Source organism: Methanolacinia paynteri, assembly GCF_000784355.1.
GTDB lineage: Archaea > Halobacteriota > Methanomicrobia > Methanomicrobiales > Methanomicrobiaceae > Methanolacinia > Methanolacinia paynteri.
The window spans coordinates 178141-203810 of sequence record NZ_KN360928.1; the positions used below are offsets into that span (position 1 = coordinate 178141).

At 50.5% G+C, this 25670-nt stretch carries 30 protein-coding genes and 1 pseudogene; 5 read left to right on the forward strand and 26 right to left on the reverse strand.

The genetic code is table 11. The features are described from left to right. Positions 1-135 precede the first annotated feature (135 nt). Both METPAY_RS15720 and METPAY_RS15620 read left to right on the forward strand, forming a co-directional pair. Positions 136-576: pseudogene (locus METPAY_RS15720) on the forward strand (solute carrier family 23 protein); the annotation flags it as partial. Between the two features lie 154 nt (positions 577-730). Further along, positions 731-1315, forward strand: coding sequence for a purine/pyrimidine permease (locus METPAY_RS15620; protein ID WP_052418655.1), 585 nt, complete (start codon positions 731-733; stop codon positions 1313-1315). Positions 1316-1327: 12 nt separating this feature from the next. Here the strand turns inward: METPAY_RS15620 and METPAY_RS04350 are convergent, their stop codons facing one another. The 12 genes from METPAY_RS04350 to METPAY_RS04400 form a co-directional block, all read right to left on the reverse strand. Then, positions 1328-2317, reverse strand: a complete 990-nt coding sequence (locus METPAY_RS04350; protein WP_048149461.1) for a chorismate synthase — start codon at positions 2315-2317, stop codon at positions 1328-1330. Beyond that, positions 2314-3693, reverse strand: a complete 1380-nt coding sequence (aroE, locus tag METPAY_RS04355; protein ID WP_052418656.1) for a shikimate dehydrogenase — start codon at positions 3691-3693, stop codon at positions 2314-2316. Before aroE ends, METPAY_RS04350 begins: the two co-directional genes overlap by 4 nt. Next, the gene (aroA, locus tag METPAY_RS04360) at positions 3690-4961 is read right to left on the reverse strand and encodes a 3-phosphoshikimate 1-carboxyvinyltransferase (protein WP_048149463.1); all 1272 of its coding nucleotides are present in this window, start codon (positions 4959-4961) and stop codon (positions 3690-3692) included. Before aroA ends, aroE begins: the two co-directional genes overlap by 4 nt. After that, complete coding sequence (locus tag METPAY_RS04365; protein ID WP_048149464.1) at positions 4961-5770, reverse strand: prephenate dehydratase; 810 nt, start codon at positions 5768-5770, stop codon at positions 4961-4963. The genes aroA and METPAY_RS04365 overlap by 1 nt, the downstream gene beginning before the upstream one ends. Next, positions 5767-6597: a prephenate dehydrogenase/arogenate dehydrogenase family protein gene (locus METPAY_RS04370; protein ID WP_048149466.1), complete on the reverse strand. Its 831-nt coding sequence runs from the start codon at positions 6595-6597 to the stop codon at positions 5767-5769. The genes METPAY_RS04365 and METPAY_RS04370 overlap by 4 nt, the downstream gene beginning before the upstream one ends. A 10-nt stretch (positions 6598-6607) precedes the next feature. Then, complete coding sequence (locus tag METPAY_RS04375; protein WP_048149468.1) at positions 6608-7600, reverse strand: 3-dehydroquinate synthase II; 993 nt, start codon at positions 7598-7600, stop codon at positions 6608-6610. Further along, entirely contained in the window at positions 7597-8391 is a 795-nt protein-coding gene (locus tag METPAY_RS04380; RefSeq protein WP_048149470.1) for a 2-amino-3,7-dideoxy-D-threo-hept-6-ulosonate synthase, read from the reverse strand. Before METPAY_RS04380 ends, METPAY_RS04375 begins: the two co-directional genes overlap by 4 nt. Before the next feature lie 19 nt (positions 8392-8410). Next, positions 8411-9205 carry a 2-amino-3,7-dideoxy-D-threo-hept-6-ulosonate synthase gene (locus METPAY_RS04385; protein WP_048149472.1) on the reverse strand — a complete coding sequence of 265 codons (795 nt, stop codon included), beginning with the start codon at positions 9203-9205 and terminating at the stop codon, positions 8411-8413. Between the two features lie 77 nt (positions 9206-9282). Beyond that, the gene (locus METPAY_RS14835; RefSeq protein WP_157198991.1) at positions 9283-9534 is read right to left on the reverse strand and encodes a hypothetical protein; all 252 of its coding nucleotides are present in this window, start codon (positions 9532-9534) and stop codon (positions 9283-9285) included. Between the two features lie 77 nt (positions 9535-9611). After that, positions 9612-10475: a sensor histidine kinase gene (locus METPAY_RS04390; RefSeq protein WP_048149474.1), complete on the reverse strand. Its 864-nt coding sequence runs from the start codon at positions 10473-10475 to the stop codon at positions 9612-9614. 142 nt (positions 10476-10617) lie between these two features. After that, entirely contained in the window at positions 10618-11088 is a 471-nt protein-coding gene (locus tag METPAY_RS04395) for a chemotaxis protein CheW (RefSeq protein WP_048149476.1), read from the reverse strand. A 14-nt stretch (positions 11089-11102) separates the two neighbouring features. Further along, positions 11103-12728: a methyl-accepting chemotaxis protein gene (locus tag METPAY_RS04400; RefSeq protein WP_048149487.1), complete on the reverse strand. Its 1626-nt coding sequence runs from the start codon at positions 12726-12728 to the stop codon at positions 11103-11105. A 470-nt stretch (positions 12729-13198) separates the two neighbouring features. Between METPAY_RS04400 and nadX the strand changes: the two genes are divergently transcribed. From nadX to nadC, 3 genes are read left to right on the forward strand one after another with little or no spacing between them, the layout of a single operon-like run. After that, positions 13199-13957 carry an aspartate dehydrogenase gene (gene nadX / locus METPAY_RS04405; protein WP_048149489.1) on the forward strand — a complete coding sequence of 253 codons (759 nt, stop codon included), beginning with the start codon at positions 13199-13201 and terminating at the stop codon, positions 13955-13957. 18 nt (positions 13958-13975) lie between these two features. Then, on the forward strand, positions 13976-14872 hold the full coding sequence (nadA, locus tag METPAY_RS04410) for a quinolinate synthase NadA (protein WP_048149491.1): 897 nt from the start codon (positions 13976-13978) through the stop codon (positions 14870-14872). Positions 14873-14874: 2 nt separating this feature from the next. Beyond that, a complete protein-coding gene (gene nadC, locus METPAY_RS04415; RefSeq protein ID WP_048149493.1) occupies positions 14875-15735 on the forward strand; it encodes a carboxylating nicotinate-nucleotide diphosphorylase in 861 nt (286 codons plus the stop codon). A 3-nt stretch (positions 15736-15738) separates the two neighbouring features. On the opposite strand, the gene METPAY_RS04420 is transcribed toward nadC, so the two are convergent. The 14 genes from METPAY_RS04420 to METPAY_RS04485 all read right to left on the reverse strand — a co-directional run bounded on the left by METPAY_RS04420 (position 15739) and on the right by METPAY_RS04485 (position 25668). Beyond that, on the reverse strand, positions 15739-15972 hold the full coding sequence (locus METPAY_RS04420) for a helix-turn-helix transcriptional regulator (RefSeq protein ID WP_048149495.1): 234 nt from the start codon (positions 15970-15972) through the stop codon (positions 15739-15741). Further along, positions 15973-16395: a hypothetical protein gene (locus METPAY_RS04425; RefSeq protein WP_048149498.1), complete on the reverse strand. Its 423-nt coding sequence runs from the start codon at positions 16393-16395 to the stop codon at positions 15973-15975. 97 nt (positions 16396-16492) lie between these two features. Next, positions 16493-18184 (reverse strand): cache domain-containing protein, encoded by a 1692-nt coding sequence (locus METPAY_RS04430; protein ID WP_048149499.1) that lies wholly within the window; start codon positions 18182-18184, stop codon positions 16493-16495. Positions 18185-18601: 417 nt separating this feature from the next. Next, a complete protein-coding gene (locus tag METPAY_RS04435) occupies positions 18602-19297 on the reverse strand; it encodes a roadblock/LC7 domain-containing protein (protein ID WP_048149501.1) in 696 nt (231 codons plus the stop codon). Beyond that, on the reverse strand, positions 19294-19641 hold the full coding sequence (locus METPAY_RS04440; protein WP_013330633.1) for a roadblock/LC7 domain-containing protein: 348 nt from the start codon (positions 19639-19641) through the stop codon (positions 19294-19296). The genes METPAY_RS04435 and METPAY_RS04440 overlap by 4 nt, the downstream gene beginning before the upstream one ends. Positions 19642-19667: 26 nt before the next feature. After that, positions 19668-21044, reverse strand: a complete 1377-nt coding sequence (locus tag METPAY_RS04445; protein ID WP_048149504.1) for a Ni/Fe hydrogenase subunit alpha — start codon at positions 21042-21044, stop codon at positions 19668-19670. Next, a complete protein-coding gene (locus METPAY_RS04450) occupies positions 21041-21958 on the reverse strand; it encodes an NADH-quinone oxidoreductase subunit B family protein (RefSeq protein ID WP_013330635.1) in 918 nt (305 codons plus the stop codon). Before METPAY_RS04450 ends, METPAY_RS04445 begins: the two co-directional genes overlap by 4 nt. Positions 21959-21968: 10 nt before the next feature. Further along, positions 21969-22532 carry a hypothetical protein gene (locus tag METPAY_RS04455; RefSeq protein WP_048149506.1) on the reverse strand — a complete coding sequence of 188 codons (564 nt, stop codon included), beginning with the start codon at positions 22530-22532 and terminating at the stop codon, positions 21969-21971. After that, complete coding sequence (locus METPAY_RS04460) at positions 22532-22777, reverse strand: 4Fe-4S dicluster domain-containing protein (RefSeq protein WP_048149508.1); 246 nt, start codon at positions 22775-22777, stop codon at positions 22532-22534. The genes METPAY_RS04455 and METPAY_RS04460 overlap by 1 nt, the downstream gene beginning before the upstream one ends. A 34-nt stretch (positions 22778-22811) precedes the next feature. After that, positions 22812-23015, reverse strand: a complete 204-nt coding sequence (locus METPAY_RS04465; RefSeq protein WP_013330638.1) for a hypothetical protein — start codon at positions 23013-23015, stop codon at positions 22812-22814. Beyond that, the gene (gene minD / locus METPAY_RS04470; protein WP_048149510.1) at positions 23012-23809 is read right to left on the reverse strand and encodes a cell division ATPase MinD; all 798 of its coding nucleotides are present in this window, start codon (positions 23807-23809) and stop codon (positions 23012-23014) included. The genes METPAY_RS04465 and minD overlap by 4 nt, the downstream gene beginning before the upstream one ends. A 45-nt stretch (positions 23810-23854) precedes the next feature. After that, positions 23855-24502 (reverse strand): hypothetical protein, encoded by a 648-nt coding sequence (locus tag METPAY_RS14085; protein WP_157198992.1) that lies wholly within the window; start codon positions 24500-24502, stop codon positions 23855-23857. Beyond that, positions 24489-25061, reverse strand: a complete 573-nt coding sequence (locus tag METPAY_RS04480; protein ID WP_157198993.1) for a hypothetical protein — start codon at positions 25059-25061, stop codon at positions 24489-24491. Before METPAY_RS04480 ends, METPAY_RS14085 begins: the two co-directional genes overlap by 14 nt. A gap of 124 nt (positions 25062-25185) precedes the next feature. Beyond that, positions 25186-25668 carry a hydrogenase maturation protease gene (locus METPAY_RS04485; RefSeq protein ID WP_052418658.1) on the reverse strand — a complete coding sequence of 161 codons (483 nt, stop codon included), beginning with the start codon at positions 25666-25668 and terminating at the stop codon, positions 25186-25188. Positions 25669-25670 lie beyond the last annotated feature (2 nt).

Genomic DNA, 25670 nt, shown 5'->3' on the forward strand with positions numbered 1-25670 from the left:
TTTTTATTATTTCCAGATCAGTAACTGAAGATGAAATTCCTTTACGGCCCTGACGAAAGACCCCCTTTCTCCGTTTCTTTACCGGCAGGGATACAATGGGCGGTTATCTCGGTTGCATATATCCTCAGCTTTGCGATGCTAATTGAAAATATCCAGGGCGGAAACGGTGCGGTTACGGTTGCATTCATCCAAAAAGTCCTGCTGATAACTGCGGCGGCACTGGTACTCCAGATATTCGCAGGACACAGGCTTCCGCTTGTCTTCGGACCGTCGGCAGCCCTGCTTATAGGAATTTCTTCATCCACCGGTTTTACAGAGGGAGTTATTTACGGTTCGATGGCTGTTGCAGCCGCCGCAGGAGTCCTGATCGCCTCAACAGGGCTGCTGGCTTACATCAGCAGGCTCTTTACGTACAGGGTGATCACCGTTGTCCTCTTATTGATCTCGTTCACGCTGATTCCGGTAATTACTCCGATGTTCATCTCTTCAGAAGGAAGTTCAGGAAGCTTGTACACCCTAATATTCGGACTTGCGGTATTGGCCGGGATGTACCTTGCGCAGAGATTCGGCGGAAGGATCATCAGGGCAACGCTCTTTCTCTGGGTGCTGATACCGGGAACTCTCATATACAGCCTGATCTTTGCATATAATCCCGCAGAGATTCCGCACTTCGGGCTTATGGGGATTTCCAACAGGATTCACTGTCGAACCCGGTGTCCTGATCTCATTTTTGATCTGCTACCTTGCCGTAATTGTAAACGATATAGGTTCGATACGTTCGATTGCCGAGGTGATCGAAGAAAGATCGATGCGGGGAAGATACAAACGCGGCATAATTGCGACAGGAATCGCCAATATCGCATCCGGTCTTTTCGGGGTGATAGGCGGGGTCAATTATTCGATAAGTGCCGGGATGATACTTGAAACACGCTGCGCATCCAAATGGACACTTTTACCGGCAGCCATTATAATGGCCGCGATCGCCTTTCTGCCTGACCTGGTAGCCCTCATGACTCTGGTTCCTCCCGTAATCATAGGAGCCGTCTTAATCTATGTTCTGGCAGCCCAGTTTTCGGCCGCGTTGTATGTTTTCTTCAAAGAGACTGCGGGCAGGGAATTTGAATATGAGTCCGGAATTATAGTAGGCCTGCCTGTAATCATCGGCACCATGATATCGTTCATCCCTTCGGAGACTGCGGAGGCGTTCCCGCCACTGGTCAGGCCGGTTATTGCAAACGGCTTTGTTATGGGAGTGATCGTAGTGATACTGCTGGAGCATGTCATATTCAGAAAAAAGAAAGAACCTGTATCCTGACGGGATTACACTTCAGATTCTGCTGATCTTTTGGGAGAGAAACGCATCTGCAAGTACCAGGGCGGCCATGCATTCCGCAACCACAACAACCCTCGGGACAATGCAGGGATCGTGCCTTCCTCCGACAGATATAGTGCGCTCCGACCCGGAGACATCCACCGTTTTCTGATCTTTTTCTATCGAGGGAGTAGGTTTCACAGCGATCCTGACGACAATCTCATTGCCGTTGGAGATCCCGCCGAGAATTCCGCCGGAGTGGTTTGAGAGAAAACCGGATTTGTCCATGCAGTCGTTGTTCTCGCTCCCGAGTGCTCCTGCGGAGAGAAAACCGTCACCGATCTCAACGCCCTTGACTGCGCCTATCGACATCATCGCTGCTGCAAGCGAGGCGTCGAGTTTCCCGAACACCGGGTCCCCGAGACCTGCCGGACAGCCCATAACCGAGACCTCGACAATTCCCCCGACCGAATCTCCCGATCGTTTTGCCGAGAGGATCGCCTCCTCAAAGATGGCAGGGTCGGTTTCGCCGTGTATCTCGAGTATCCTTCCATCGACCGTTATACCCTCGCAGCTGAGAAGTTTCATAGCAAGGGCACCCGCCATTACACGCCCTGCAGTCTCTCGTCCTGAACTGCGCCCGCCGCCGCGGTAGTCGCGGATACCGTACTTCTGCTGATAGGTGTAGTCTGCATGGCCGGGGCGGAACATGTCCTTTAACTCGTCGTAATCCCCGGACCTGAAGTTTTCATTCCTGATTATCATTGCAACCGGAGTCCCTGTGGTGACGCCTTCAAAGACACCGGAAAGGATCTCCACCTGGTCCGTCTCGGACCGTGGAGTGGAGAGCGGATTCTTCCCCGGCCTCCTTCTTTCCATCAGCGGCATTACGTCGTCTTCGGAGAATTCTATCCCCGCAGGGCAGCCGTCAACAACGGCACCTATCGCCCTGCCGTGGCTTTCACCGAATGTCGTGCAGCGGAAGAATCTCCCTGTCGTATTCATCTCTGTAAAACCTCCCTTATCTCTCCTGTATCTGGAATTATGCCGAACAGCTGCCTGAACTGTTCAGCTGCCTGATATATGAACATCTCTGTGCCGGGAATGCAGTTGCATCCCGCTTTCTTCGCCATCTTAAGCAGAGGCGTCTCAGGCGGTGTATAGACGAGATCGAAGACGGTCATATGGGACCTGAACTGATCCTCCGCCAGAGGAGAACCCTTTCCTCCCATCCCGAGGGATGTCGCATTTACGACGATCTCCGTCTCATCAGGCCTGAAATCTCCGGGCGGTGAGAAGGAACACCTGAAATGCTCCGCAAGTGCCAGTCCCCTCTCTACGGTTCTGTTTATAACGGTTACATCCTTCCCGAGATCCGTCAGGGCGTATACGGCTGCTCTCGCTGCACCGCCGGCACCGAAGACGACCGCGTTCCTCCCTTTCAAATCACGGAGCGGCTCGCGTATTCCTATCCAGTCGGTATTGGTCCCGTATAGCCTGCCGCAGGAGTTCAGGACGGTATTAACCGCCCCGATTTTCTGCGAATGGATGTCGGTTTCGTCAAGGCATTCCATGACATCCTCCTTGAACGGTATTGTGACTGAGAGACCTTTCATTCCCGCCGTTTTCATGACCTCAACAATAGTCCGTATGTCTTCAGCCTGCATATATGTGTAATGCGAATCTATGCCGTAGCGGGCAAAGAGTGCTGAATATAATTGCGGGCTTTTGCTGTGGAGGCACGGATTCCCTGCGATTGCACAAAAGGGGACCGCACCGGCAAGCCCGATCCTCGAAAGGGTTCTCTCTCTCAGATCTTCAGGCACCGGGGAATTTCTGAAAAACACGGCTGCCGCAGTACGTTCCTCCACCGTGCACGGGCCGTAGTTCATGATCCCGCCTATCCTGTCGCAGATTTCTTCAGGAGAAAGACCGGCATCGATACAGAAATCCGAAGCCATCCTGTAATACGGCATCCTCCGGGATATCAGGCCTGCGGCCTCGTCCCCTACAGGTTTTCCGGTAAGAGACGGGCGTTCGCTGCCCGAGATCCTCATCGTGGCAAGTTCCGGGGAGACGTTCAGCAGGAAAACAAGAGAGTCACGCCTGAGGTTCATGACGTTTTCAGGGTTCAGGATCGCACCGCCGCCTGTCGAAACTATGCATGGCATGGCAGGGAGTTCCCGGATTACCTTTGATTCAGCTCTCCTGAAGGCGTCCTCCCCTTCTTTCGAGAATATTTCTGGGATAGGCATCCTGCATTCGGCTTCGACCATCTCATCGGTATCATAAAGCGGAAGGCCCGTCCTCTCCGAAAGCATTTCACCTACGGTAGTCTTGCCTGAGCCGCGGAATCCGGTGAGAATAATTCTCTTCTTCAAAGTCCCGCCCTCCTGAGTTCATCCCAGAAACCGGGATACGACTTCCCGACGCACTCCGGGTCTTTTATCGTCACCCCTCCGGCACCAAGACCAATTACCACACCGGACATTGCGGTCCTGTGATCGTCCTGGGGATCGAGGACAAACCCGTGAATCTCACCCGGTGTTATCACGATCTCGCCTTCATTATCATTATATTCAAAACCGGCACCGCATCCCTCGACCATCCGTCCGATCGCTCCTATGCGATCGCTCTCCTTGTATATGAGATGCGAAACTCCGGTTATCCTCGTAGGTGAGCCTGCAAATACCGCTACTGCTGCAAGAGTCTGTACCGTGTCGGGCGATGATGACATATCGATGTCCACTCCCGAAAGATGGCCCTTTCGTGTTACCGTTATCGAACCGGCATCTTTCGTTACCCGGCAACCCATAGAGACAAGCGCCCCGAGAAAGGCGGTGTCGCCCTGGACGGAATCCGGATTCAGGTTGTTCACGGCAACGGTTCCACCGCATACTGCGGCGATTGCAAAAAGATAAGACGCGGACGAATAGTCTCCTTCCACCCTGTAATCCCGCGGAACGTATGCACCGGACGGCACATGGAATCTGCCATCCGGCATTCGTTCAACCGCCGCACCGAACTTCTCCATTACATCTACAGTGATGTCGAGATAGGATTCCGATGCTACGTGGCCTTCAGGAATGATATCCACAGGATCTTCTGCATACGGTGCCGAAATGAGCATCGAGGATATGAACTGGCTGCTCTTCGATGCGTCGATCGACACGCTTCCCCCGGAGAGCTTCCCTGATATTTCAACAGGGGGAAATCCGGGTCTTTCAGTAAACCGGATATCTCCCCCTATATCTCTCAACCCCCCGGCAAGCTCCCCGACAGGCCTCTCCTTCATCCTCTCACTTCCGGTAAGCGTCACCCTGCCGGGATAAAGAAGTGCAAATGTTGCGAGGAACCGGAGCGACGTACCCGAACCCTCGCAGTCTATTGTCACATCGCCGCCGGGGGGCATTACGCCGCCGCACCCGTCAACGATAATCCCGTCTGCCGTTCGTTCGGTCCGGACTCCAAGCTGCCCCAGGGCCCTGCACGTGACCTCCGTATCGCCGGAATAAAGAGGGTTCTCTATTATCGATATGCCGTCGGCAAGGGCCGCACAGAACAACGCCCTGTGGGTATAGCTCTTAGACGGAGGGGCAGAGAAAGTCAGATCAACATCCCGGTGCCGGTTGATAACGATCCTGTCCATCAAACGACCTCCGTTCCCGAATAGCACCCGAGCTCCTTAACGAAAGTAATCTCCTTCAGCCGCCTGACTGCATCGCCGGAATAGGGAGTCATGGCAAAATCGATGAAGAAGACATAGCTCCCCATACCTCTTTTAGAGGGCCTGGACTCGATCCTGGAGAGGTTGATCCCCATGGCTGCAAAGACACCGATGATCTCGTAGAGAAGGCCGGGACGATCTTCCTCCGGATCGATCAATATGCTGCACTTTTTACAATCGGGCGAATCATACGGGTATCCCCCGGGATAAAGGCTCTTCTCTACTCTGACAAATCTCGTCACGTTATTGTCCGAGTTTTGGACGTTCTCCCTGATTATCTCCAGGCCGTGTATAGCCGCCGCAGGGGCGGAGGTTATCGCCGCAGTTCCTGGTTTTTCGGCCGCGGCCTTTGCACTTGCCGCATTGCTCGCCGTATGAATTACCGGAACACCGAGATCATCGACAAAACGGCTGCACTGTCCGTGAGACTGCGGGTGTACATAGATGCATGACGGTTTTTCTCCCACGGGGACAGCGGCTGCATAATGATGCCTGACAGGGAGATAGTATTCGGCAGTTATGTGGCAGTCGGTCTTCATGAACCCGTCAAGGGTCTCGCCTACACCGCCTGCTTCGCTGTTTTCAAGAGGAACTATTCCGGTGCATCCTCCGGAGGCGACTTCTGCAAAGACGGCCCCGATAGTCGGGCAGAGTATTATATCCCTGCCGCAGACTTTCAGGGCCATTTCGTGGGAGAATGTCCCTTCCGGCCCAAGGACTGCGCACTTCATGTGAGATTCACCAGCGCCTCGATCAGGGCATCCGTATCCCTCGTTGCAAGTGGGATATATTCATTAAAGCATTCCCTGTTACCGTTGAAAAAGGCCTGAAACTCTTTCTCGTCAGGAGATGCGACAGACTCCCTGAGTCTTTCGACCGAATCGGAGAAGCCGTTCAGCACAGGCATGACCTCGGGATTCATCCTCAGGATGTCACCGTACAGATCGGGACTCTGGCCGAGTATCCTCCCTATAAGGCCCATCTCGATCCTGTAGACAGGGCTCATGACCGAGAGGATCTTTTCGAAATCGGTCCCGCTCGTCCTGACGGCATCGGCGACCGCTAGGGTTGCGAAATGAACGAGCCCCTGGACGACCGCCACCACACGGTCATGCTCCTCCGGGGTCATAATCGTGACCTGTGCCCCTTCCGAAGCGAAGATCGATGTAAAGACGGAGAGTATTTCTTCAGGACACCTTGCAGGAGTCGCAACGATGTTCTGCCCTCTTATTCCGGGGAGATTCGGCCCGAACATAGGATGGAATCCAATAACCGAAGCCTTCGATTTGAGCATCGCCTGAACGGGCATCGTTTTTACAGACGTAAGATCGCACAGCACCTGCTCCGGCTTCATGAGAGGGACGATCTCATCTATTACGCTCACCGTCGCCCTTATCGGGACCGAGACCATAACGATTTCGCAGCTCTCTGCAAGGTCCCTGTTCGAGAGCCTGGTGTTCCTCCCGGATACAGAAACCTCATAGCCGGCCCTTGAAAAGACCGATGAGAAGAGGCGCCCCATCCCTCCGTTTCCGCCGATGATGCCTATACTATTCATGGATCATGCCTCATTTCTCGAGTATGGTCTCTTCTATGGCGTGCCCGAAGTGCCTTCCACCCTTCTCCATCCGTCCGAGGATACGATCCCCAGGTTTCAGTTCGATTACGGATACGGCGCTACCATCCTCCCTCATCAGGCGGATCGTCTCGGCGTTCTGGAGAACCACGGATATCGGGGCTCCGCCACCATCAGGCTCGGCCTCGACGAGAAGAAGCGGCCTCTTCTCTATCTTTACACGCCCGACGGTCGCCTCCTCGGTTTCGCCAGTACTGTTTACTATCAGTACCCGGTCGCCGGCTGAGATCTCCGAGAGATACGAGGTTTTTCCTCCCGCAACAAGTGCATATGAGTGCACTGCACCGGCATTCACCCTGAAGGGCCTCGGGGAGACATATGGGTTCTCAAGCGTCTCCGCGTGAACCAGGAGGAATGCTGATGACGTATTTCCGACAGCCATTCCCTCGCCGTCATGCATCATGGTGCATGTATCTACGCAGACCCGGTCGCCCATTCCTGCGGATGTCACCGATTTTACGGTGAATACCGAGAGCTCCAGTTTCCCGCCCGACTTCTTCACGAGGGATGAAACCGACTTTATCACATTGGGATCGGTATTTTTGAGCATTATTCCTGCAACACCGCCTTCAAGTACCCCGAGAGCGGTTTCCGTCTCTTTTTCATCCAATACAGCCGCGATTATTCTGTCTGACTGCGCAACGAGATTTTCAAGAGGGATTACAGTCCAGTCCGTAGTCGAAACTATGACATAACCTTTCTTTCCAAGCTCTGCGGCCTTTTCTTCGGATTTTTTATCCGTGATCTCAATCTCGAATACATCTCTGCCGGGGACGAGGTCTCCGTCGGGAGAGATTATCTTGATGAGCCCGAGCTCTCTGACCTTTGCTGCCTTCTCTGCAACAATTGCGTCCGCACCGCTCTCGATAGCCGTTGTCGCGGCATCCTTATCCCATTCCCTGAGGTCGATCCAGAATAATTTCATGCAGGTTTCTCCAGGTCCCTGATCGCTTCCCCGGGCGTCGCCTTCCCGTTCACCACTCTGGACAGGGCACTGATGAAAGCGGACGGGTTTTCACGCTGGAACGAGTTTCTGCCGAGACATACTCCGGCACCACCGGCTTCGACGGAATCGAGAACGGTCTCTAGGGTTTGGAGGTCGCCCGCCTTTTCACCGCCAGCGATAAGAACCGGGACTGAACAGGCTGCGGTTATCTTCCTGAAGCTCTCTGGATCGCCCGTATAGCTGGTCTTGATCAGGTCTGCACCGAGCTCTTCCGCAACCCTGACACAGTGCCCCACCGCCTGCGGGGAGTTGGGATCAATGCCCTGCCCGCGTGGGTAGATCATTATCAGGAGCGGCATACCCCATTTCGTGCACTGCTTCGATACCATCCCGGCATCCTCGATCATCTTCGACTCGTTCGGAGCTCCGAGGTTTATGTGGATTGAGACCGCATCCGCTCCGAGTGCGATTGCCTCCTCGACTGTGCACACCATTACCTTGTCATTCGGATCGGGGTTCATCGAAGTGCTCGCCGAAAGGTGGACAATGAGACCGATATCCTTCCCGTGCTTCCTGTGGCCGGCCTTGACCATTCCCTTGTGCAGGACGATAGCATTCGCACCGCCTTCTGCTACAGCGGAAATTATCTCCGGCATGTCGCCCAGGCCCTCGATCTGACCTAGCGTGAACCCGTGATCCATCGGGATTATAACCGCACGTCCAGTATTCCTGTTCATTATCCTCTCAAGACGAATCTGTTTTCCAATCATTTTTTTCTCCTTTTTCGCCTCAATCCTGTTTGAGGATCTCCATCGCCTCTTCTGCAGAGCGCCTCTCGTGCACTATCATCGTTGCAGCCCTTACAAATTTGTCCGGGTATTTGTGCTGGAACGCATTCCTGCCGATTGAAACACCTGCACCGCCACCCTCCATCGAACCCTCGATAAGCTTCAGGGTTGTCAGGTCGTCGGACTTCGAACCGCCTGCAATCACAACAGGCACATGGCAGCCTTCGGTGACCTCGCGGAACGTATCGGGGTCTCCGGTGTATACGGTCTTCACAATATCTGCACCGAGTTCGGATGCCACCCTTGCCGCGATCTTAATGGAATCTACCATATTATCGTCGTTAATCTTTTTTCCGCGGGGGTACATCATCGCAAGAAGCGGCATGCCCCATTCGATGCACTCGATCGCGATCGAACCGAGGTCCTGAAGCATTCTTGCCTCGGATTCTGCACCGACATTGATGTGAACCGATACCCCGTCCGCACCCATTTTCAGTGCGTTTTGTACCGTATTCACGAGAACCTTATCGTTGGGATCGGGCCCGAGGTCTGTACTTGCAGACAGGTGCAGTATAAGGCCAATATCGGGGCCTCCTTTGCGATGGCCGTGCAATGCAAGTCCCATATGCCCGATTACGGCATTGGCACCGCCACGGGCGACAAGTTCGACACTCCTGTCAAGGTCTATCAGACCCGGAATAGGGCCTGACGTGACGCCGTGATCCATCGGGACTATGACCGTCGTTCCGGTGTCCCGTCTCATTATCCTTTCAAGTCTAATCTCTTTTCCACGCATAATTATCACTCTCTAATTTATCATAACGGATTTCAGCACCCAAAAAGCCTGCGGAGGTTTTACAAAGCAGATGGCTTTCAGGTGCGGGTCAACCAGCTGAAATAATAGCCGAAGAAATAGCTAAAATCAGCAAAATAGCTAAAGAAGATGTTAAATAAGCCAAAAAATTCAAAACGAAGTGACGATATAAAAAGAGCCCCGGCTGCGCCGTTTAGTTGCACAGGAGAAGCGGATCTTTCACATGTGCGGATTTCAGTGCCGTTGCTATCAGAGATAAAAGCATTCACCGGCGAAAAAACATTCACCACACATTGAATATAATTTCCCATTCTATGATTTAAATACATTGTGATGCAGGCGAAACGGACTATGAAAAAACCGGTTTGTGAATCCTGAATTCAATGAATTAAATATCTAAACCGCATTCCGCCGGGAAATGAATAATCCACTTCGTTCCGGATTCACTCTGTAATTCGGCATTTCCCTTAAGCTGCATGGACACTATGTCATGTATAAGGTTAAAACCCAGGGATTCACGGCTACCGTGAAGCAGATGTTTGGGGATGCCCACACCGTCATCGCAGACGCACAACTCGAACATGCCGTTTCTGCATTTGTATTCAACGCATATCTCCCCTGAAGCCCTGCCTGAAAACGCAAATTTCAAAGAATTGCTGATAATTTCATTCATCACGATACCCAGAGGTACGGCCTGGGTCATACTGATATAGCATTCATCCCCCTTTACGTTATAATCGATATCTCCGGCAAGGAAATAAGTCTGAACCAGCTGTTCTCCCAGACCTGTAAATGCGTCACGGACATTCACTTTGGAAACACCTTTTGAATGCAGAAGATTTTGATGCACCAGCGAAATGGCCATTATCCTGTTGTTGATCTCGTTCAGTTTCTGCTTTGTCTCCTCTTCATTCGAATTTAAAATCTGCATAGAGACAAGACTGCTGATAACGGCAAAGGTGTTGTTCAAACGTTCGCCAACCTCGGTGCTGAAGGCTTCTCTTTCTTCACAAAGCTTTTTCAGCAGAGTCTGGCTCGTCTTAAGCCTGCCGGAGTAAAAAAATGTTATAAAAAGAACCGCGGTAAATGACAGAACGAGGATCGTCCCTACAGCAGTGTAGTCATTGAGTGGCGAAATTCCGGATGAAGACTGATCTGAATACAGCGATGCCATGCATTCGCCCGGCAAAACACAGCCGGCAAATATGGCCATAAATAGCAATACAGTAAGAAGATGCCTTTTGGTTGTCATTTTATCTCTTGCAGTCCTGTAAATGGTGAAGTAAAGGTGGAGGATTTATTTTCTGTATGTCCTCCGGATATCCCCGGAATTCCGGTATATTATATAACGGTTATTTCCCGGAAGCCTCCAGATTCGCTTCACCCTTTTAATTTCAGACTACTGCCTCCCCGCTACAAAGAGTCTCCGACAGAAGCTTTTCAATGTCTATCCAGATTACAAGGTCTTTTTTCCCGTCCCCCGATTCCCCGGTCTTGATAATCCCCTTCACATAGGCCTCTTTTGATATTGATGCATCCATCTTATCGATATCATCCTGGTTTACCTGGAGGACGCTGTGTACATCATCAACTATAAGACCGATGATTGAACCTCCGGCAGCCTCAGGAACGAGCACGATTATTTTCTGGCCCTCTTGTTTATTTTCGGAACTTAAGCCCATAAGATGGCTTAGATTCATTATGTTTGTGATCTCCCCTCTTAGATTGATAATCCCCGCAATATGAGGCGGTGCCCTCGGTACCGGCGTTATCGGCATCATCTCCACGATCTCCCTCGCGGTTTTGATATCAATGGCATAACTTGTACCCGAAAGCTGAAACTGAACGACGTCAATGATCTCCATCAAAATCACTCCATTCAGTATTTGAAATGCGAATTCGCTTCATCCAGTTTCTTAATTAGTTCATTCACCTCATGGATTGCACTTCCGATCTCCTCAACGGAAGCACTTGATTCCTCTGCAAGTGCAGCAAGCTCCTGGGCATTTTTCTGGACGTCTTTAGTCATCTTATTGCCTTTTTCGGCAGAGATTACGACATTGTTAGCAATATTTGCCTGATCCTCGATCGCCTTCGTGATCTCTCCGACATCGTGGGTCACCTGGCCGGCGTTCTGGATGATCGTATTCAGTGCCTGCAATGTTTTGTTAACACTGTCCACACCTTCAATAATTTCGTCATTAGCAGTCATAATGGCCTTTGCAGTATTCTCACTGCCCGCCTGAACTGCAGATACGACATTTCCGATAGAATCAGTTGCAGATCTTGCCTCTGCTGCAAGGTTCTTGACCTCGCCGGCGACAACAGCAAAACCCCTCCCGTGTTCGCCTGCACGGGCCGCCTCTATTGCAGCATTGAGTGCGAGAAGATTGATCTGGCTTGTTATATCGTTTATGAGTTTGACAACGTTTCCGACTTCCTTTATCTGATCGTTCAATGCTCTTATCTCTTCAACGCTCTTGCTCGCAATCTTCTCGACACTGCTCATCTTATCGTTGGTGCCGTTTGCAAGATCCTGCGTCTGCTTGCCGATCTCTACGACGTGGTTGGCCGCGGTATATACTTCCTGGGAAGTGCTCGCAATCTCCTCGTTTGAAGCGGACAGATCGGCAATCTGCCGGGTAATATCATCGATGCTCTTTAAAAGATCGTTTGTCAGATCAGCAGTTTTCTGGCTCGAATTTGCAACGCCTTCGGTTGCCTTTGCAACCTCGTCGGTTCCCTTTGTAACCTCACTCGAGTTGGAAACCACCTGCATTGTTACGTTGCTTGTTAAGGCAAGACTCTCTGATACCGATTCTCCGATGTTGTTAATCGCGTTTTTAAAATTCTCAAAGGCGCCCTTCATTTCAACTGATGGGGAAAAACGCTCTGAGAAATCAGCGTCGGCATAACTGCTGCAAACCCTTATCGATTCCTTTATCGGAATTAAAAAGGCCTCTGCAACATTGTTTACGGATTTTATGATCTCGCTGAACTCGCCTTTATGATCCGACGCCTTCCCGCGATAATAAACATCTCCATCCGAGATTTTTTCCCCGATCACTTCGACTTCCAGGGTGACGTTGCTAATCGCTTCCATCATGGATATAAATGCAGGAACGATTTTGTCATTTTCACATCTCTTTCCCGCCCCTCCGCCTATACCTCTGAATTTATCAAGATCGGAAAAATTCCCTGCAGAGATGTCTTCTGCCGCCTGTTGAAGAGTCAGCAGGCGTAGCTGAACAAGGTTGACAGACGTGGATAATTTTTTATAAATTCCTAAAGAATTATTGTCTACTTTTCGGGTGTAATCATTGTTTGACATCTCGCTGAGAATGTCATCAATGTCATACAGCGCTGTAAAGCCGTCCTGAAGAGTGTTCAATTCATTGACTATCCCGTGGAATTCCTGCCCGAATTCCGCGGGGTTTAGACCTTTTGTCCTGTCACCATTATTTAACGCCGACAGAAAGGATTCAATGGTTTTTAGTTCTGACATAAAATGCCCTCCTTAGATGTACTATTCTGTGTGGTTTTCAACGGTCATCGATCAGGGGAAAATAATGTTGACCGGTCAATATGATTTATCGCCAACGACCACAATCCTCACGTGAAACACCACGATTGGGAGGTTATTTTTTATATTATATTAATATGATCAAATAAAATAATATATAGATAATATTATTATTATTAAGAGATCGAAGCATGAATATATTAATTAATATTTAAAAAAGAATATTTATAATGAGGACTATATATCTCAAAACACCTGCACCTATCATCAGTCAACAGTGCCATCTATATCAGCATCATTCTGGTACCGTCTCCGATTAGCAACTATGCCAAGCACATAGGACTATCACCACCATCTTACTTTAGTATTTCCATACCGGTAAAATTCAGAATATTACCACCTTTAATCACTCATCACAACAATTAACCGTAAATAAGCAGCAATAAGTAACAATGATAAAGGTTGGCCTCCTGGGATGTGGAAATGTGGCACATGTCATAGCAAAGGAGACTGAAGGCTTTTTAATAAAAGCCTGCTTTGATCTGATGCCCCGGCGGGCTGAAGAAATATCAAAGCTAACAGGTGCCGGATCGTTTTCATCTTTTGAAGAATTTATAAAAGAAGACCTCGACATAGTGGTTGAGGCGGCTTCCGTGACAGCAGTCCACGAATTTGCCAGAGAGGTGCTCGAAAACGGAAAAGATATTGTAATCCTCTCCGTCGGGGCGCTCGCTGATCCCGGGCTGAAGAATGAGCTCAAAGAGACCGCAAAGAGGACAGGAAGGAGAATATATATCCCCAGCGGCGCAATAATGGGCCTCGACAACCTCAAGATCGGAAGGATCTCCAATATTTCAAAGCTCCTGCTCAGGACGACCAAGAATCCCCGTTCGCTCGGGATCGAAACGGACAAGAAGACGATGGTGTTTTCCGGAAGAGCGGACGAATGCATCAGGCAGTTTCCGAAAAATATCAACGTGGCTATAGCACTCGAACTTGCAACAGGGCATGATGTCGAGGTAGAACTGTGGGCTGACCCGGACCTTCAGAGAAATACGCACGAAATTATCGTCGAAGGGGATTTCGGGAATTTTTACCTGAAGATCGAGAACAAACCCTGTCCGGACAATCCTGCTACAAGTTACCTTGCCGCATTATCGATCATAACACTGCTGAGAAACCTGGAAGAGCCTATAAAGATCGGGACATAAATAAAAGACAGGATTCCAATGGGCGTAAAAGAAGATATTGAGAGACTCAAAAAGGAGAAGAAAGCTGTCATTCTGGCTCACAACTACCAGCCTCCCGCAATTCAGGATCTTGCAGATATCATAGGAGACAGCCTTGAGCTTGCAATAAAGGCAAAAGAGGCAACAGAAGATCTAATCGTCCTTTGCGGAGTTCAGTTCATGGCAGAGACGGCAAAGATTCTCAATCCCGGCAAGAAAGTGATATTGCCCGTAAAGGATGCGGGATGCCCGCTTGCCGACCAGCTTACTCCTGATATGATAAAAGAGGCGAGGAAAAAACATCCCGGGGCAGCAGTGGTCGTCTATGTAAACTCGTCTGCCGAATGCAAGGCCGAAGCGGACGTAGCATGCACCTCTGCAAACGCAGCCGGTGTTGTCAGGTCCCTGGAAGAGACGGAGGTCATATTCGGGCCTGATTCGAACCTCGCCTCGTGGGTTCAGGAGCAGGTTCCCGGGAAAAAGATAATTCCTGTTCCTCCCGACGGCCACTGCCCGGTCCATGCTGTATTTGAGATCGGGGATACGGAGGAGGCAAAAAAGCTGGGCTACTGTATTGTCTGCCATCCCGAATGCGAAAAGAGCATCCGGGACACATCCGATTTCGTAGCATCCACAGGCGGTATGATGAAGATCGCTTCCGAAGCCCGGAGATGGGCCGTCCTTACCGAGAAAGATATGACATACAGGCTTTCGAAGGAGTACCCCGAAAAGGAATTTCTCGCTTACGAAAAGTCAGTCTGCAAAGATATGAAAAAGATCACGCCCGGAATTCTCAGGAATTCCCTTGAGACAGAAGAGTACGAGATCGTACTTGACGAAGAGGTAATGAACCGTGCAAGAGGTGCGATCGAGAGGATGATAGCAATAAGGAGTTAGTTATGCATATAAACAGGGAGATCCTCACGGGCTATCTTTCGGAAGATACGGAAAGAGGAGATCTGACATCGGATGTTGTTGTCCCGGATATTGAGTCCTACGCCGAGATCATCTCAAAGGACGACGGCATCATATGCGGACTTGAAGAGGCGGCATTCCTGTTCGGCTATGCGGGCGCCAAAGCCGTTCTTACCGCATCCGATGGCGAGAGGGTCTCTGCAGGAAGGAAACTGATGGAGATCAGGGGAAAGGCGAAGGCCATTCTTCTTGTCGAGAGGACCGCCCTGAATATAATAGGAAGGATGAGCGGAATTGCCACAAAGACCGATATTATAGTCCGGAAGGCGAGATCGGTCAACCCGAAGATCAGAATAGCCGGAACCAGAAAGACATCTCCGGGTGCAAGGGCGATAGACAAAAAGGCCATTGTTACCGGCGGGGGAGACCCGCACAGGTACGATCTCTCCGACGCATTTCTGATAAAGGACAATCACCTTGCAGTATGCCCTGCAGCAGAGGCAATAAGAAAAGCAAAGGAATATTCGGCATACAAGAAGATCGAGATCGAGGCCGAATCCCCGGCAGACGCACTTGCCGATGCAAAGGCAGGTGCAGATATTATTATGCTGGATAATATGAAGCCGGAAAAAGTATCGGAGGCATTAGGGCTCATAACCGACGCAGGACTCCGCGGTAGGGTCTGCATAGAGATTTCAGGCGGGATCGACGGAAAGAATTTCGAGACCTATGCAAGTCTCGATATCGATGTAATAAGCATGGGTGCGCTTACGCATTCGGTCAAAAACTTCGATGTCTCCCTGGATATGAAACCGGGCGTTAGGAACTTCACGGTAAAAATCTGACTGTTATTGTTCAGGATTATCTGCATCATCCCGGATTCCGTCCTCTTTATCGAATATAAAAACCTCTTCAATGGCGCAGTTAAAAAATTCCGCCAGTTTATGAGCCAGGAGGACGGACGGGTTATATTGTCCTTTTTCAAGAGAGATTATAGTGCGGGAGGAGACATCCACTTTTTCTGCAAGCTCCTGCTGTGTCACCCCTCTCTCGTTCCTGAGCTCTTTAATGCGATTGTCCATTCACATCCTCTTTTCATAATAGATCAATGAACCTGCCACGAGCGAGGACTGGATAATAATCAGTGATGCTAATAAAATTGTGATATACAGCTCCAGGTTCATAAGTGCCGATGCGAGTGCGATGAAACAAAGTAAATAGACCATTATGCGGGACGCATTCCACCCGGCTCTCTCCCTGATGCGGATGTTCCTCTCGTCTTTCTCCTCACGGAGAGAGAGCTTCTCAATTTCAGGTGTTGCAACAGCCTTTGTCACGTACTTTCCGGCCAGATGCCCGACACCCAGCACAGCAAGTGCCGCACCGATCCCGATACACAGGCCGTTAATCTGGCTGCTGTCGAATACAGATGATTTGGAGATGAACATGAGCACAATGCCAAGAATCGTCACAACCCATGCTGCAGAGGTATAGTCTTTAATCATAACATATCATGTGAAGTTTATTTCATATGAAGTTTACTTCACATACATGTGTTACAATCCAAAAGAACAGGAACTGAAAAAAATAAATTCCGGTGGATCAGAGGCTTTCGGTATAAATGCCGGAGCCGACAAACCACTCATCATCAACCGGTGAAACATAACAGAGTTTCAGCCGGGCGTCACCGGTATCCGGATCGAAATACTGGACATATACGAACCCTCCGCCACGTTTTGCAACGGACGACTCCCACCCGAGAATCTTCACCCCGTATGTATCCAGCAGATCGAGCCTGTTTGTCCCGATATATTCAGGCTGGTGCGGAAGTGCAAGAGTATTTCCCTCGTAATCATATGCAAATATGTATTTCCCGCCGTCTGCGAAGGTCCCGTTCAGGTCGTTGAAGTCGGAAACGGCCTTTTCCTTCCCGTTCGCCTGTGCATAGTCACGTGCGTTCTTCACCCTTTTTACAAGCTCGTCCTTCTCCGAAATATTGAACTCTGCCGGAATTTCAGGCAGATATATCCCCGATCCAACAAACCACTCGTCATCTACTGGCACCACATACGAGAGCTTGAACTCCTTCTGGAAGTTGTCTTCAGGATTCGGGTAGATGTAATAGATCGAACCGCCGCCGTCCGGAGCGGCGTCGATCAGACCGTCGATGAATTCAACGCCGTTTGAATCGGAAATTCCGGTGCGGGCCGTGCCGAGCAGTTCCTGCTGGTACGGCAGTGCAATTACCGTTCCGTTCATCTCGTATGCAAAGATGTATAGTTCGCCGTCTATGAAAGAACCGTCTACATCATTGAACTCCTTCAATGCGGCCTCTTTCCCGTTTTCTTTTGCATAAGCTGCGGCATTATCGACGAAGGCCGTAAGATTCTCATAGCGGGAGTCGGTTGAACCTGCCGCTGCCGGGGAAGAAGCGTCTTCTTCTCCTGCGTTATCGCCCGAATAAGTGACGACGACCCTCCATTCGACTCCGTTTATACCTGCTGTTCTCCAGAAGGCAGTCTTTGTTACATTGCGGTTCCATGTCCTGTCCGAGAAGATGTATTCAGCCGAACCGGATTCCTCCCCTGCGATACGGGTCAGCACCTCCTGGAGGGAGGCATCGCTGTATATGGAATCAGAGAAGAGATTGTTGCCGATCTCTTCGCTCTTCGTATCATAGATCAAAGTCCCGTCCGTCTGTGCGACCCACACATCATAAGGCGTTCCTTCGATGACCGGCTCAATCTGCCTGCCGAGGAATGTCTCCGGCTTGTATGTCATATCGGTGTAGCCGAGATATTCGCCGGAAGCGGAAAATACCGGGTAGCTCTGCGAAATTCCCGTAAAGCCTTCGGCCATAGTGAAGACATCGCTGACAACCGGAACCTTTTCGCTGTTGGCCTTCTGCACCTGCGCCTGCCAGCTCAGATCCGTTCCTACGATCTCCTCGTAATTTCCGGGCACTGCGGTCACGACAATGCCGTCATTCGTTATCACGAGCGAAGATATCGCCCACGGAAAATTCAGGAGGTTCTCAGACAGGGCTGCCTTGGCTTCCTCCCCGGTCAGGCCTGTCTTTGAAAGGACTTCCGAATTGTTTGAAAGTCCCGAATCTATCTCCTCAAGTCCCCCGTTGATCGATATAACAAGTTCTTCTGCGACTGCGTCTATTTCATTCTGTGTTTTCGTATCGTTTCCGGACGAAACATTATCGCCGTCCGTGCCTGTGCACCCGGAAAAAGCAGCCAGAACCCCCAGAACGAGCATTATAATCATAAACGAATATTTCACCATCAAACCACTCACCATAATGCAGGAATAATGAAATCCTGCCCGGATGCTATGTTAATATTTGAGGGATATAAGGTTAGTGAATTTTCTTTGAGAGATTCACAAGAGCTGAATTAAAAAAATATGTTCAACAGGCAACCCTTGCGCAAGTCCGCTTCGCGTACACGCCCTGACCTCAGGGCTTTGCGCTATGGCGATAGCCCGGCCTTTCGGCCGGGAGAGAACCCGGTTTAGGAAGATAGTGATAGACTTTCGGAGAGCAATAAGAAATATTTCCCGGCCGAGGCTCCCCGGATGGGGAGCGTCCAGGCCGGGTTATCATCATTAAGCAAATTTCGCAGAAATTTGCGCCCGGGCTGCCCCGGCAGGGGCTTATGCCCTTTAAAAGAAGATATGAAATATAAAGGAAAATGAAAATCTTCAGATTTCCCCGAGATCGTGCTTTATCGACTGAATCACAAGCCTTATCAGGCCGAGCTGGCAATCGGTCTCTGCAAGGATGCAGATGAAGAGATCGCCCACCGGTGATATGATCAGCTTTCCCTGCGGGGTTTCGAGAATGAGCTGGGTTGAAGAGTCCATACCGAGATCTGCGGTGATCTGGTTGGCGGACCTGACAAGATCCTCGGACAGTGCCGCGACCTGCTCGAAATCCGCATCTCCTGCCGAATGAAGGGCAAATCCTTCAAAGAAAAGGGAGACCGCCTTCACTCCCGGCTGTCTAAGGACGTTTTGAAGAGTCTTTTCAGAGAGAATCTCGTCGGAAGAATCTCCTGAAGAAGCCTCTCTTCCCTCTAACTCAGATATATCAAAGCTGAAAGATCCCCTGACGAGAATATTCGCCTCGTCGAGTTCGTCATCAGTATATTTTTTCAGTACGCAGTCCAGAGATTCCTTTTTCAGGAGATTTTTGTATGCCTCCATGCCTGAAAGTTTAAGATCCCCGGCGGCATAACCGGCAGCAACAGGAGTACCTGCATCGGCGAGAACGAACCCCCTGGAATTATTATATTCGATTACAATGCAGCCTGTAAAATCCCGGCTGAGCTCAAAGAGTTTGTCCAGTGAAACCTCCATGCAGCCCACATGTTCCCCGGCCGGCAGAGATGCATTCATAAGGCTGCAATGATCCTTTCGCGATTTTTCTTGAGCTCGTACCTGATCCTGCCCACGTTCACATCCTTCTGGGCGACAATTGCGATCAGTTCGTCCTCGGAGAGAGGAGAGATCAGGATCGGCCCTTCATCGAGCTCGATAATGATCTGGTTCATCTCATTTTTTCCAAGTTCCCTGCCCATCGCCTCCGATGTACCAAGACCGGTCGAGGCCATAGCCCCGAGAGCATCTATATCGACGTCTCCCGAGACGGCGCTCTCAATTACAAAACCGTCCCTTCCCGCAACAACGGCAGCGGACACACCGTCAAGTTTCAGAAATTCGCTGAGTATCTGTTTAAGCATATATCATCTGTCTCCTTTTCAACTCATTATCTTTCGGGTTTTCTCCTTACAAGCTCAATATCCACGGGCATCTGGCCAATTGCATGCGTGGCGCAGGAGATGCACGGATCATACGCCCTTATCACCATCTCGATGCGGTTCGCGGCGCTCTCGGAGAGAGAGCCGCCGGACACCACCTTTCTCGCGACATCCTCCACACCCCTGTCCATACCGAAGTTGTTCTGGCAGGTCGCGACAATCAGGTTGCAGTCGGTGATGAAACCCTCCTCGTCAACCGAATAATCGTGGATTAATGTCCCGCGTGGCGCCTCGACAATTCCCACGCCCCGAGATTTGGAAACGCCGGAGACCGGGGTTCTTACATCCCCGCCGCATATCGACGGATCCGAGAGATATTCAACTGCCTTCTCGCAGCATGACAGAAATTCTATGTACCTTGCCATATTGTAGGCAAGCGTCGTCTGCGTAAACTCGCCAAAGGTGCTCCTGTACTCCGCAAGCGCCGCATCCGCCTCGGGCGTGCCCATCTCTTTTACAATATTCAGCCTCGCAAGCGGCCCGACACGATAGTAATCACCGCCCTTAAGCCTTGAAAACTTGAGATACGACCAGTCCTCAGAGTATTCCTCGATCAGGTTGAGATAATCGGCACCTGAAAAAGCCGAGACCGGGTTCCCGTCCTTTCCTATGACATTCACTTCGCCGTTGTATGCAGAAAACCTGCCGTTATCGGACATACCCATAAAAGCGGTATCAACGGCACCGAACGAGAGATCGGTCTGGTCGAGGATCGTCCTGGCAATATTCCATCCCTCCCTCGCCGTTTCAAGAGATTTTTTGCTCATCTCAAGAAGCTCCAGCCTCTTTGACTCCGCAAGGGGATACGATACTCCGCCGGGTATGCATGTCGAGGGATGAATCGGCTTGCCGCCGATCGCCTCCGTCATCCTCTGCCCGAACTTCCGGACTTCGATTGCCTTTTTCGCGATATCAGGAGCTTTTTTGACAAGACCCAGGACGCTTCTCTCGGCTGCAGGTGCATCATGGCCGATCAGGAAGTCGGGGGCCGCAAGCATGAAGAAGTGAAGCGAGTGGGAATGAATGAACTGCCCGACCATGAGAAGTTCACGCAGCTTTTTCCCCGTTGCCGGTGGAGCGGCACCGAAGATCTCGTCGCAGGCTTTGGCTGCCGCAATGTGGTGTGCCGTCGGGCAGATGCCGCATATTCGCGGTGTTATCCTCGGCGCTTCCTCTACTGCGGCACCGATCATGAACTTTTCAAATCCCCTGAGTTCGACTACCTCGAAATGGGCGTTATCAACGTTCCCGGAATCGTCGAGATTTATCTTAACCCTCGCATGGCCCTCGATCCTCGTAACGGGGTTTATCGTGATCTCCTTCATAGGCTTCTCTCCTTTACAAGGTCGCGGATCTTGGAATTCTCCTTGTCCTCCATGATCAGGCTCCCGATGGTGAACGGGTACATCGTATGGGCAACATCGTACAGCTCTTCCTCGATCTCCTTCTCTTTGTGGTCGGTGAGATCGGAGATCCTCCTGACCATCATATTGTAGAGATCGCGGCACGGCTCCCTCAGTATATCCAGCGAAGGCCCGTTGCACCCATGGCATGGCACGTTGTTCTTCGGGCACGAGGCACCGCATCTCCCGAACGTCACCGGCCCGAGGCAAAGATAGCCCTGGCCGAGAAGGCAGTGCTCCCTGTCGGGTACACCTTCATAACGGCGCTTAAGCTTCCAGCCTTCAACAGATCCCATCTTCCTGTCGCATTCCGAGCACACCGACTTTCTTGAAAGATCAAGGCTGTCACCTGCAATCAGGGCAGGAATAATCTCCCTCAAAAAATTCTCTTTCGGCGGGCAGCCGGTGATGTAATAGTCCATCATTGCAAGATCCCCCACTGCAAATGCCCTGTATGTAAACGGGGGAACACCCGAGGGGATCTTCCCGTCTTCACCCACCGTCGCACCATTACGGTAAACCTTGTTGAAGATCTCAGCGTTGCTGCTCAGCATTGAGAGGCCCGATACGCCGCCATAGCATGCACATGTCCCGAGAGCCACAAGGACCTTCGATCTCTTCCGGATCATCTTCAGGCGCTCACGGTTCTCCTCGTTCCTTACCGCACCAGTTACAAACGCAATATCTATTCCCTCGGGAGGCTCCTTAACATCCATGATTACGGGCGAATAGACGATCTCGGCCTTTTCCACAACATCGAGAAGCATCTCGTGCAGGTCTAAAACGGCAATCGTGCAGCCGGAGCACCCGGCAAGTTCCTCTATTGCTATCTTCATTCCCGAAACCTCACTTCAGAATCAGTTTTTTCAGGCAGGCATTTGGGCCTGTGTGTTTGATCTCCAGCTTCGCACGCTTTCCGGTGATCTCCTCGATCGCCCCCACGACATACCCACAGAGGGTCTGGCAGAGCGGGCCGGCCTGCTCCTGCCCGTTTCTCCGTAATGTCTGGCGGACGATACAGTCATGAAACACGAGATAGATGAACCTCTCCCCGCCCTCTTCTATGAGGAACGTATCGCTGTCCGCCGGTTTCCATACCTCAAAAGAGTACTGGCCCTGGAGCAGGTCGGAGAGTTCATGGAGTGCATCCTCGATATCTTCCCTCTTCTGGAAATACTTCGCAACCTCGTGGCCGAACTTCTTCCCGGCCCTGAAGGTCACCGCGTTCGCCCCCCTTCCTGCAATCTCTTCAAGAGAGCGTATAACAAGCCCGTTGAGCTTCATAACCCCGTGAAGGGTGGCCTCCACCTCTTTTACGGGAGGAACGCAGTTAAGCGGGACATCCTCCGACTTGTAGCTTATGTCAGTACTGAACCTTTCATGCAGTTCGTCTACATAACTTGCGGCCATCAGATCACCCGGTTCAACATCTCGCATACGCGGATATCGATATAATGCCTCTTTGCAGGATATATCCCGCTGTGCTCAAGTGCCTGTGCCGGACATATCTCATGGCATGAAAGACAGCCCATGCAGTCCTGTGGCCTCACCGGAACGCTATGCTCCTCTTTCAGTTCGAAGACCTTCATCGGACAGTCCTTAACGCAAAGACCGCACCCGACGCAGGATGCCTCGTCAACCTTAATTTCGATCATAATTTCACCAACACCAAAAACCCGGAAATTTCAATTAAAACTTAATACCCCCAAGGCCGCGAATCGCATCCGCAAGCAGATCAACATCGCTGTTGGAGAATTCCACGTTCCATTTCAATTCCTTCACTTCACGGGACAGCATGTTGATGCGAACCTTCATCAGGATGATTACGAGGATAAAAATCACGTTCACCACAAGCTGTCCGATTATCATCATTTCATATAGCTCCATCTTCATCTGACCCCCGGGAAAAGGGCGCGTGCAAGGCGCTCCACGAATTTTTCTTTCTTCTTGGATTCCACCGCCTTATCGGCTTCACTCTCTTTAACACCTGCAATATCCCTCGCCAGCTTCCGGAAGGCCTTTGAAGCACCTGAAGAAGGATATTTAAGAACAACCGGAGCCCTAGATGCCGATGCACGCCTGACATTGGCGTCCTCGGGGATCATCGCGATGACATTCACACCGAGCATCTTTTCGATCTGCTCCTTTGTCATATCGTCATCCTCGGAATTTACACGGTTCAGGATCGCACCCCTGATCTTTCCCCCGATCATCTCGGTAAGCATCTTGGTCTTAAGGGCATCCAGAATCGAGGATATATCGGGAATTACCACAAGAATAACCTCGTCGGCTACAGCGAGGGGCACTATCCCGTCATGGTTTATCCCCGCCGGAGCATCGATAATCAGTACATCGCACTCATCGACGATCTCGTTCATGACATCCCTGAGCCTGTCGGGATTTGCATCCTTAAATCCCTCGAGCGACAGACCGCTGGGTATGACGTTTACTCCGAAAGGCCCCTCATAAATCGCATCGTGGACATCCGCCTTTCCTGCCAGAACCTCATGAAGCGATACCGGCATCTTCTCAAGACCCAGGACGAGGCCCAGGTTGGCCATACCCACATCAGCATCGAGGATGTATGTCCTTTTTTTATAATACGCAAGCATCGAACCGAGATTTGACGTAACAGTGGTCTTCCCGGTTCCTCCCTTGCCCGATGCAATAGTAAATACTATTGTCATATCTTCTTACCCCATCTAAACAATCCACAACTGATTCCTGGAGAATCAGACTGATTTTCTTAAAATGAACCTGATATCACGCTCTATGAATTCAAGCTCCTTTTCTGTAAGCTCATCCTCGGCTTTTACTATGCCGACAACTGTCCCACCCTTGTAGGGAACTCCAATTAGTTTGACATTCGGCAAGTCCGGCTGCTTTCCCTGCTGGTGCAGGTAGCTGTACCTGGCAGCATCCTCCTCCGGGTCGGGATCGGTCGAACTGATCACAAGCCCGTCCGATGTCGACATTGTAAACGATTTGAGTTTATAGCGGTCAAAAAGTGCAAGAAGGTTGTCGCGGATTGCATCGGCCGTATAATATTCGGCAGGGTCTTTCCCCCTCTCCTCTTCAAGATGCCGTCTCTCCTCCTCTCTCTGTCTCCGGACAACCTCCTCGTCAGGTTCTGCGGCAGTATCTCCGGCTGAATACTCGTCATATGAAAGGAGCTCCTCTTCCGCCGGCTGCAGTAAGAGATCCTCCTGCTCATGTCGGGCAGAAAGTGATTCGGCCATTGTGGAGCCCATCTTCTCATAAAGTTTTTTGATGTAAATCTGCTGCCTGATGATGAATATCAGGATTAAAAGCAGGATTACTATCACAACAGCAGCGAACACCAGAATATACGCTGCCGGATCAATGTCAATGTTTATCATCTTCATCCTCCCCGGATTTGTCATTTATAATGAGGTGATCGAGATTTATTCTCTTCAGGAGATCTCTGGCACCGGAACGAAAATTGGTGACTATTGACTCAATTTCCGATTCGTCTATGAATATTTCACAGCTGTCTCCCGGTCCGGCTGTATCTTTCATTTCAGGTTCGGGCTCTTTGACTTTTTTTTCAGCAACCCTCTCAACAGATCTCCTCTTCTCCTGTGTTCCGGGAAAAACAGTCACAGGCACCTCTTTCGTTACAATGCACTTAGGATTGAACTCACTCGCCAGTTTCAGCTCGGAAGGGGTGTAAAACGACAATTCAGCGGAAAATATACTGCCAGGGTCGGAATTGAACTTATTTACAGCATCCGCTCCGTTGGTGGAGGAATATTCCGCAAGGATGATGGCTCCGTTATCAAAAACAATCTCAACAACCGATTCTTCTACAGTCCCCGAACATCTCCCGGAATACCCGGTTTCCCCCAATTCCTTAACAATCCCCGATATTGTCCCATCCTGAACAAAACGGTCGAACCTGCCTCTTGGCAGTTGCATAAATTAATCTTCGAAGTTTGTTTTAAAAAGGAATCTTAAATTTTATCTTACGCGAACTTTCTTCGAAAATCATCAACATGAATGAAATAAATCCGGTTGTTAAGATACTAATAAGAAATTTTATTCAATTATCTTTCTCTTCTATTATATCCATGATCAATTCCGCAGCATTTCTGACGCCCTCCATGACCCCGGGATCGATCTTATCTGAATACTCCGCAATTGCTCCCGCCTCAATACCGACCGCAACGATCTCTGTCCCGGGATTAAGTTCGCGGGCAATATCGATAACCTCGGCCACACCGATATCCTGAAAAGACATCCGGGAAGGTTTGTAGGGAGGGGTTTCGGCAAATATACGAATATCTCCTGGATTTTTGCAGATTCCGGTCATTGCATCGGCAATAATCACAAGGTCTGCACCTTCGATAAGGGGAAGAAGACCGATGCCGCCGGTTCCCCCTTCTATTAATTCCAGCCCGGAGCAGGACTTTTCAAGGATATCCAGTACGCGAAGGCCTGCTGAATCGTTACCCATCAGCAGGTTCCCGCAGCCGATTACGCGGATGCACCTCTTCCCTGTATTAAGACACCTCTTTTCAGTCAAAG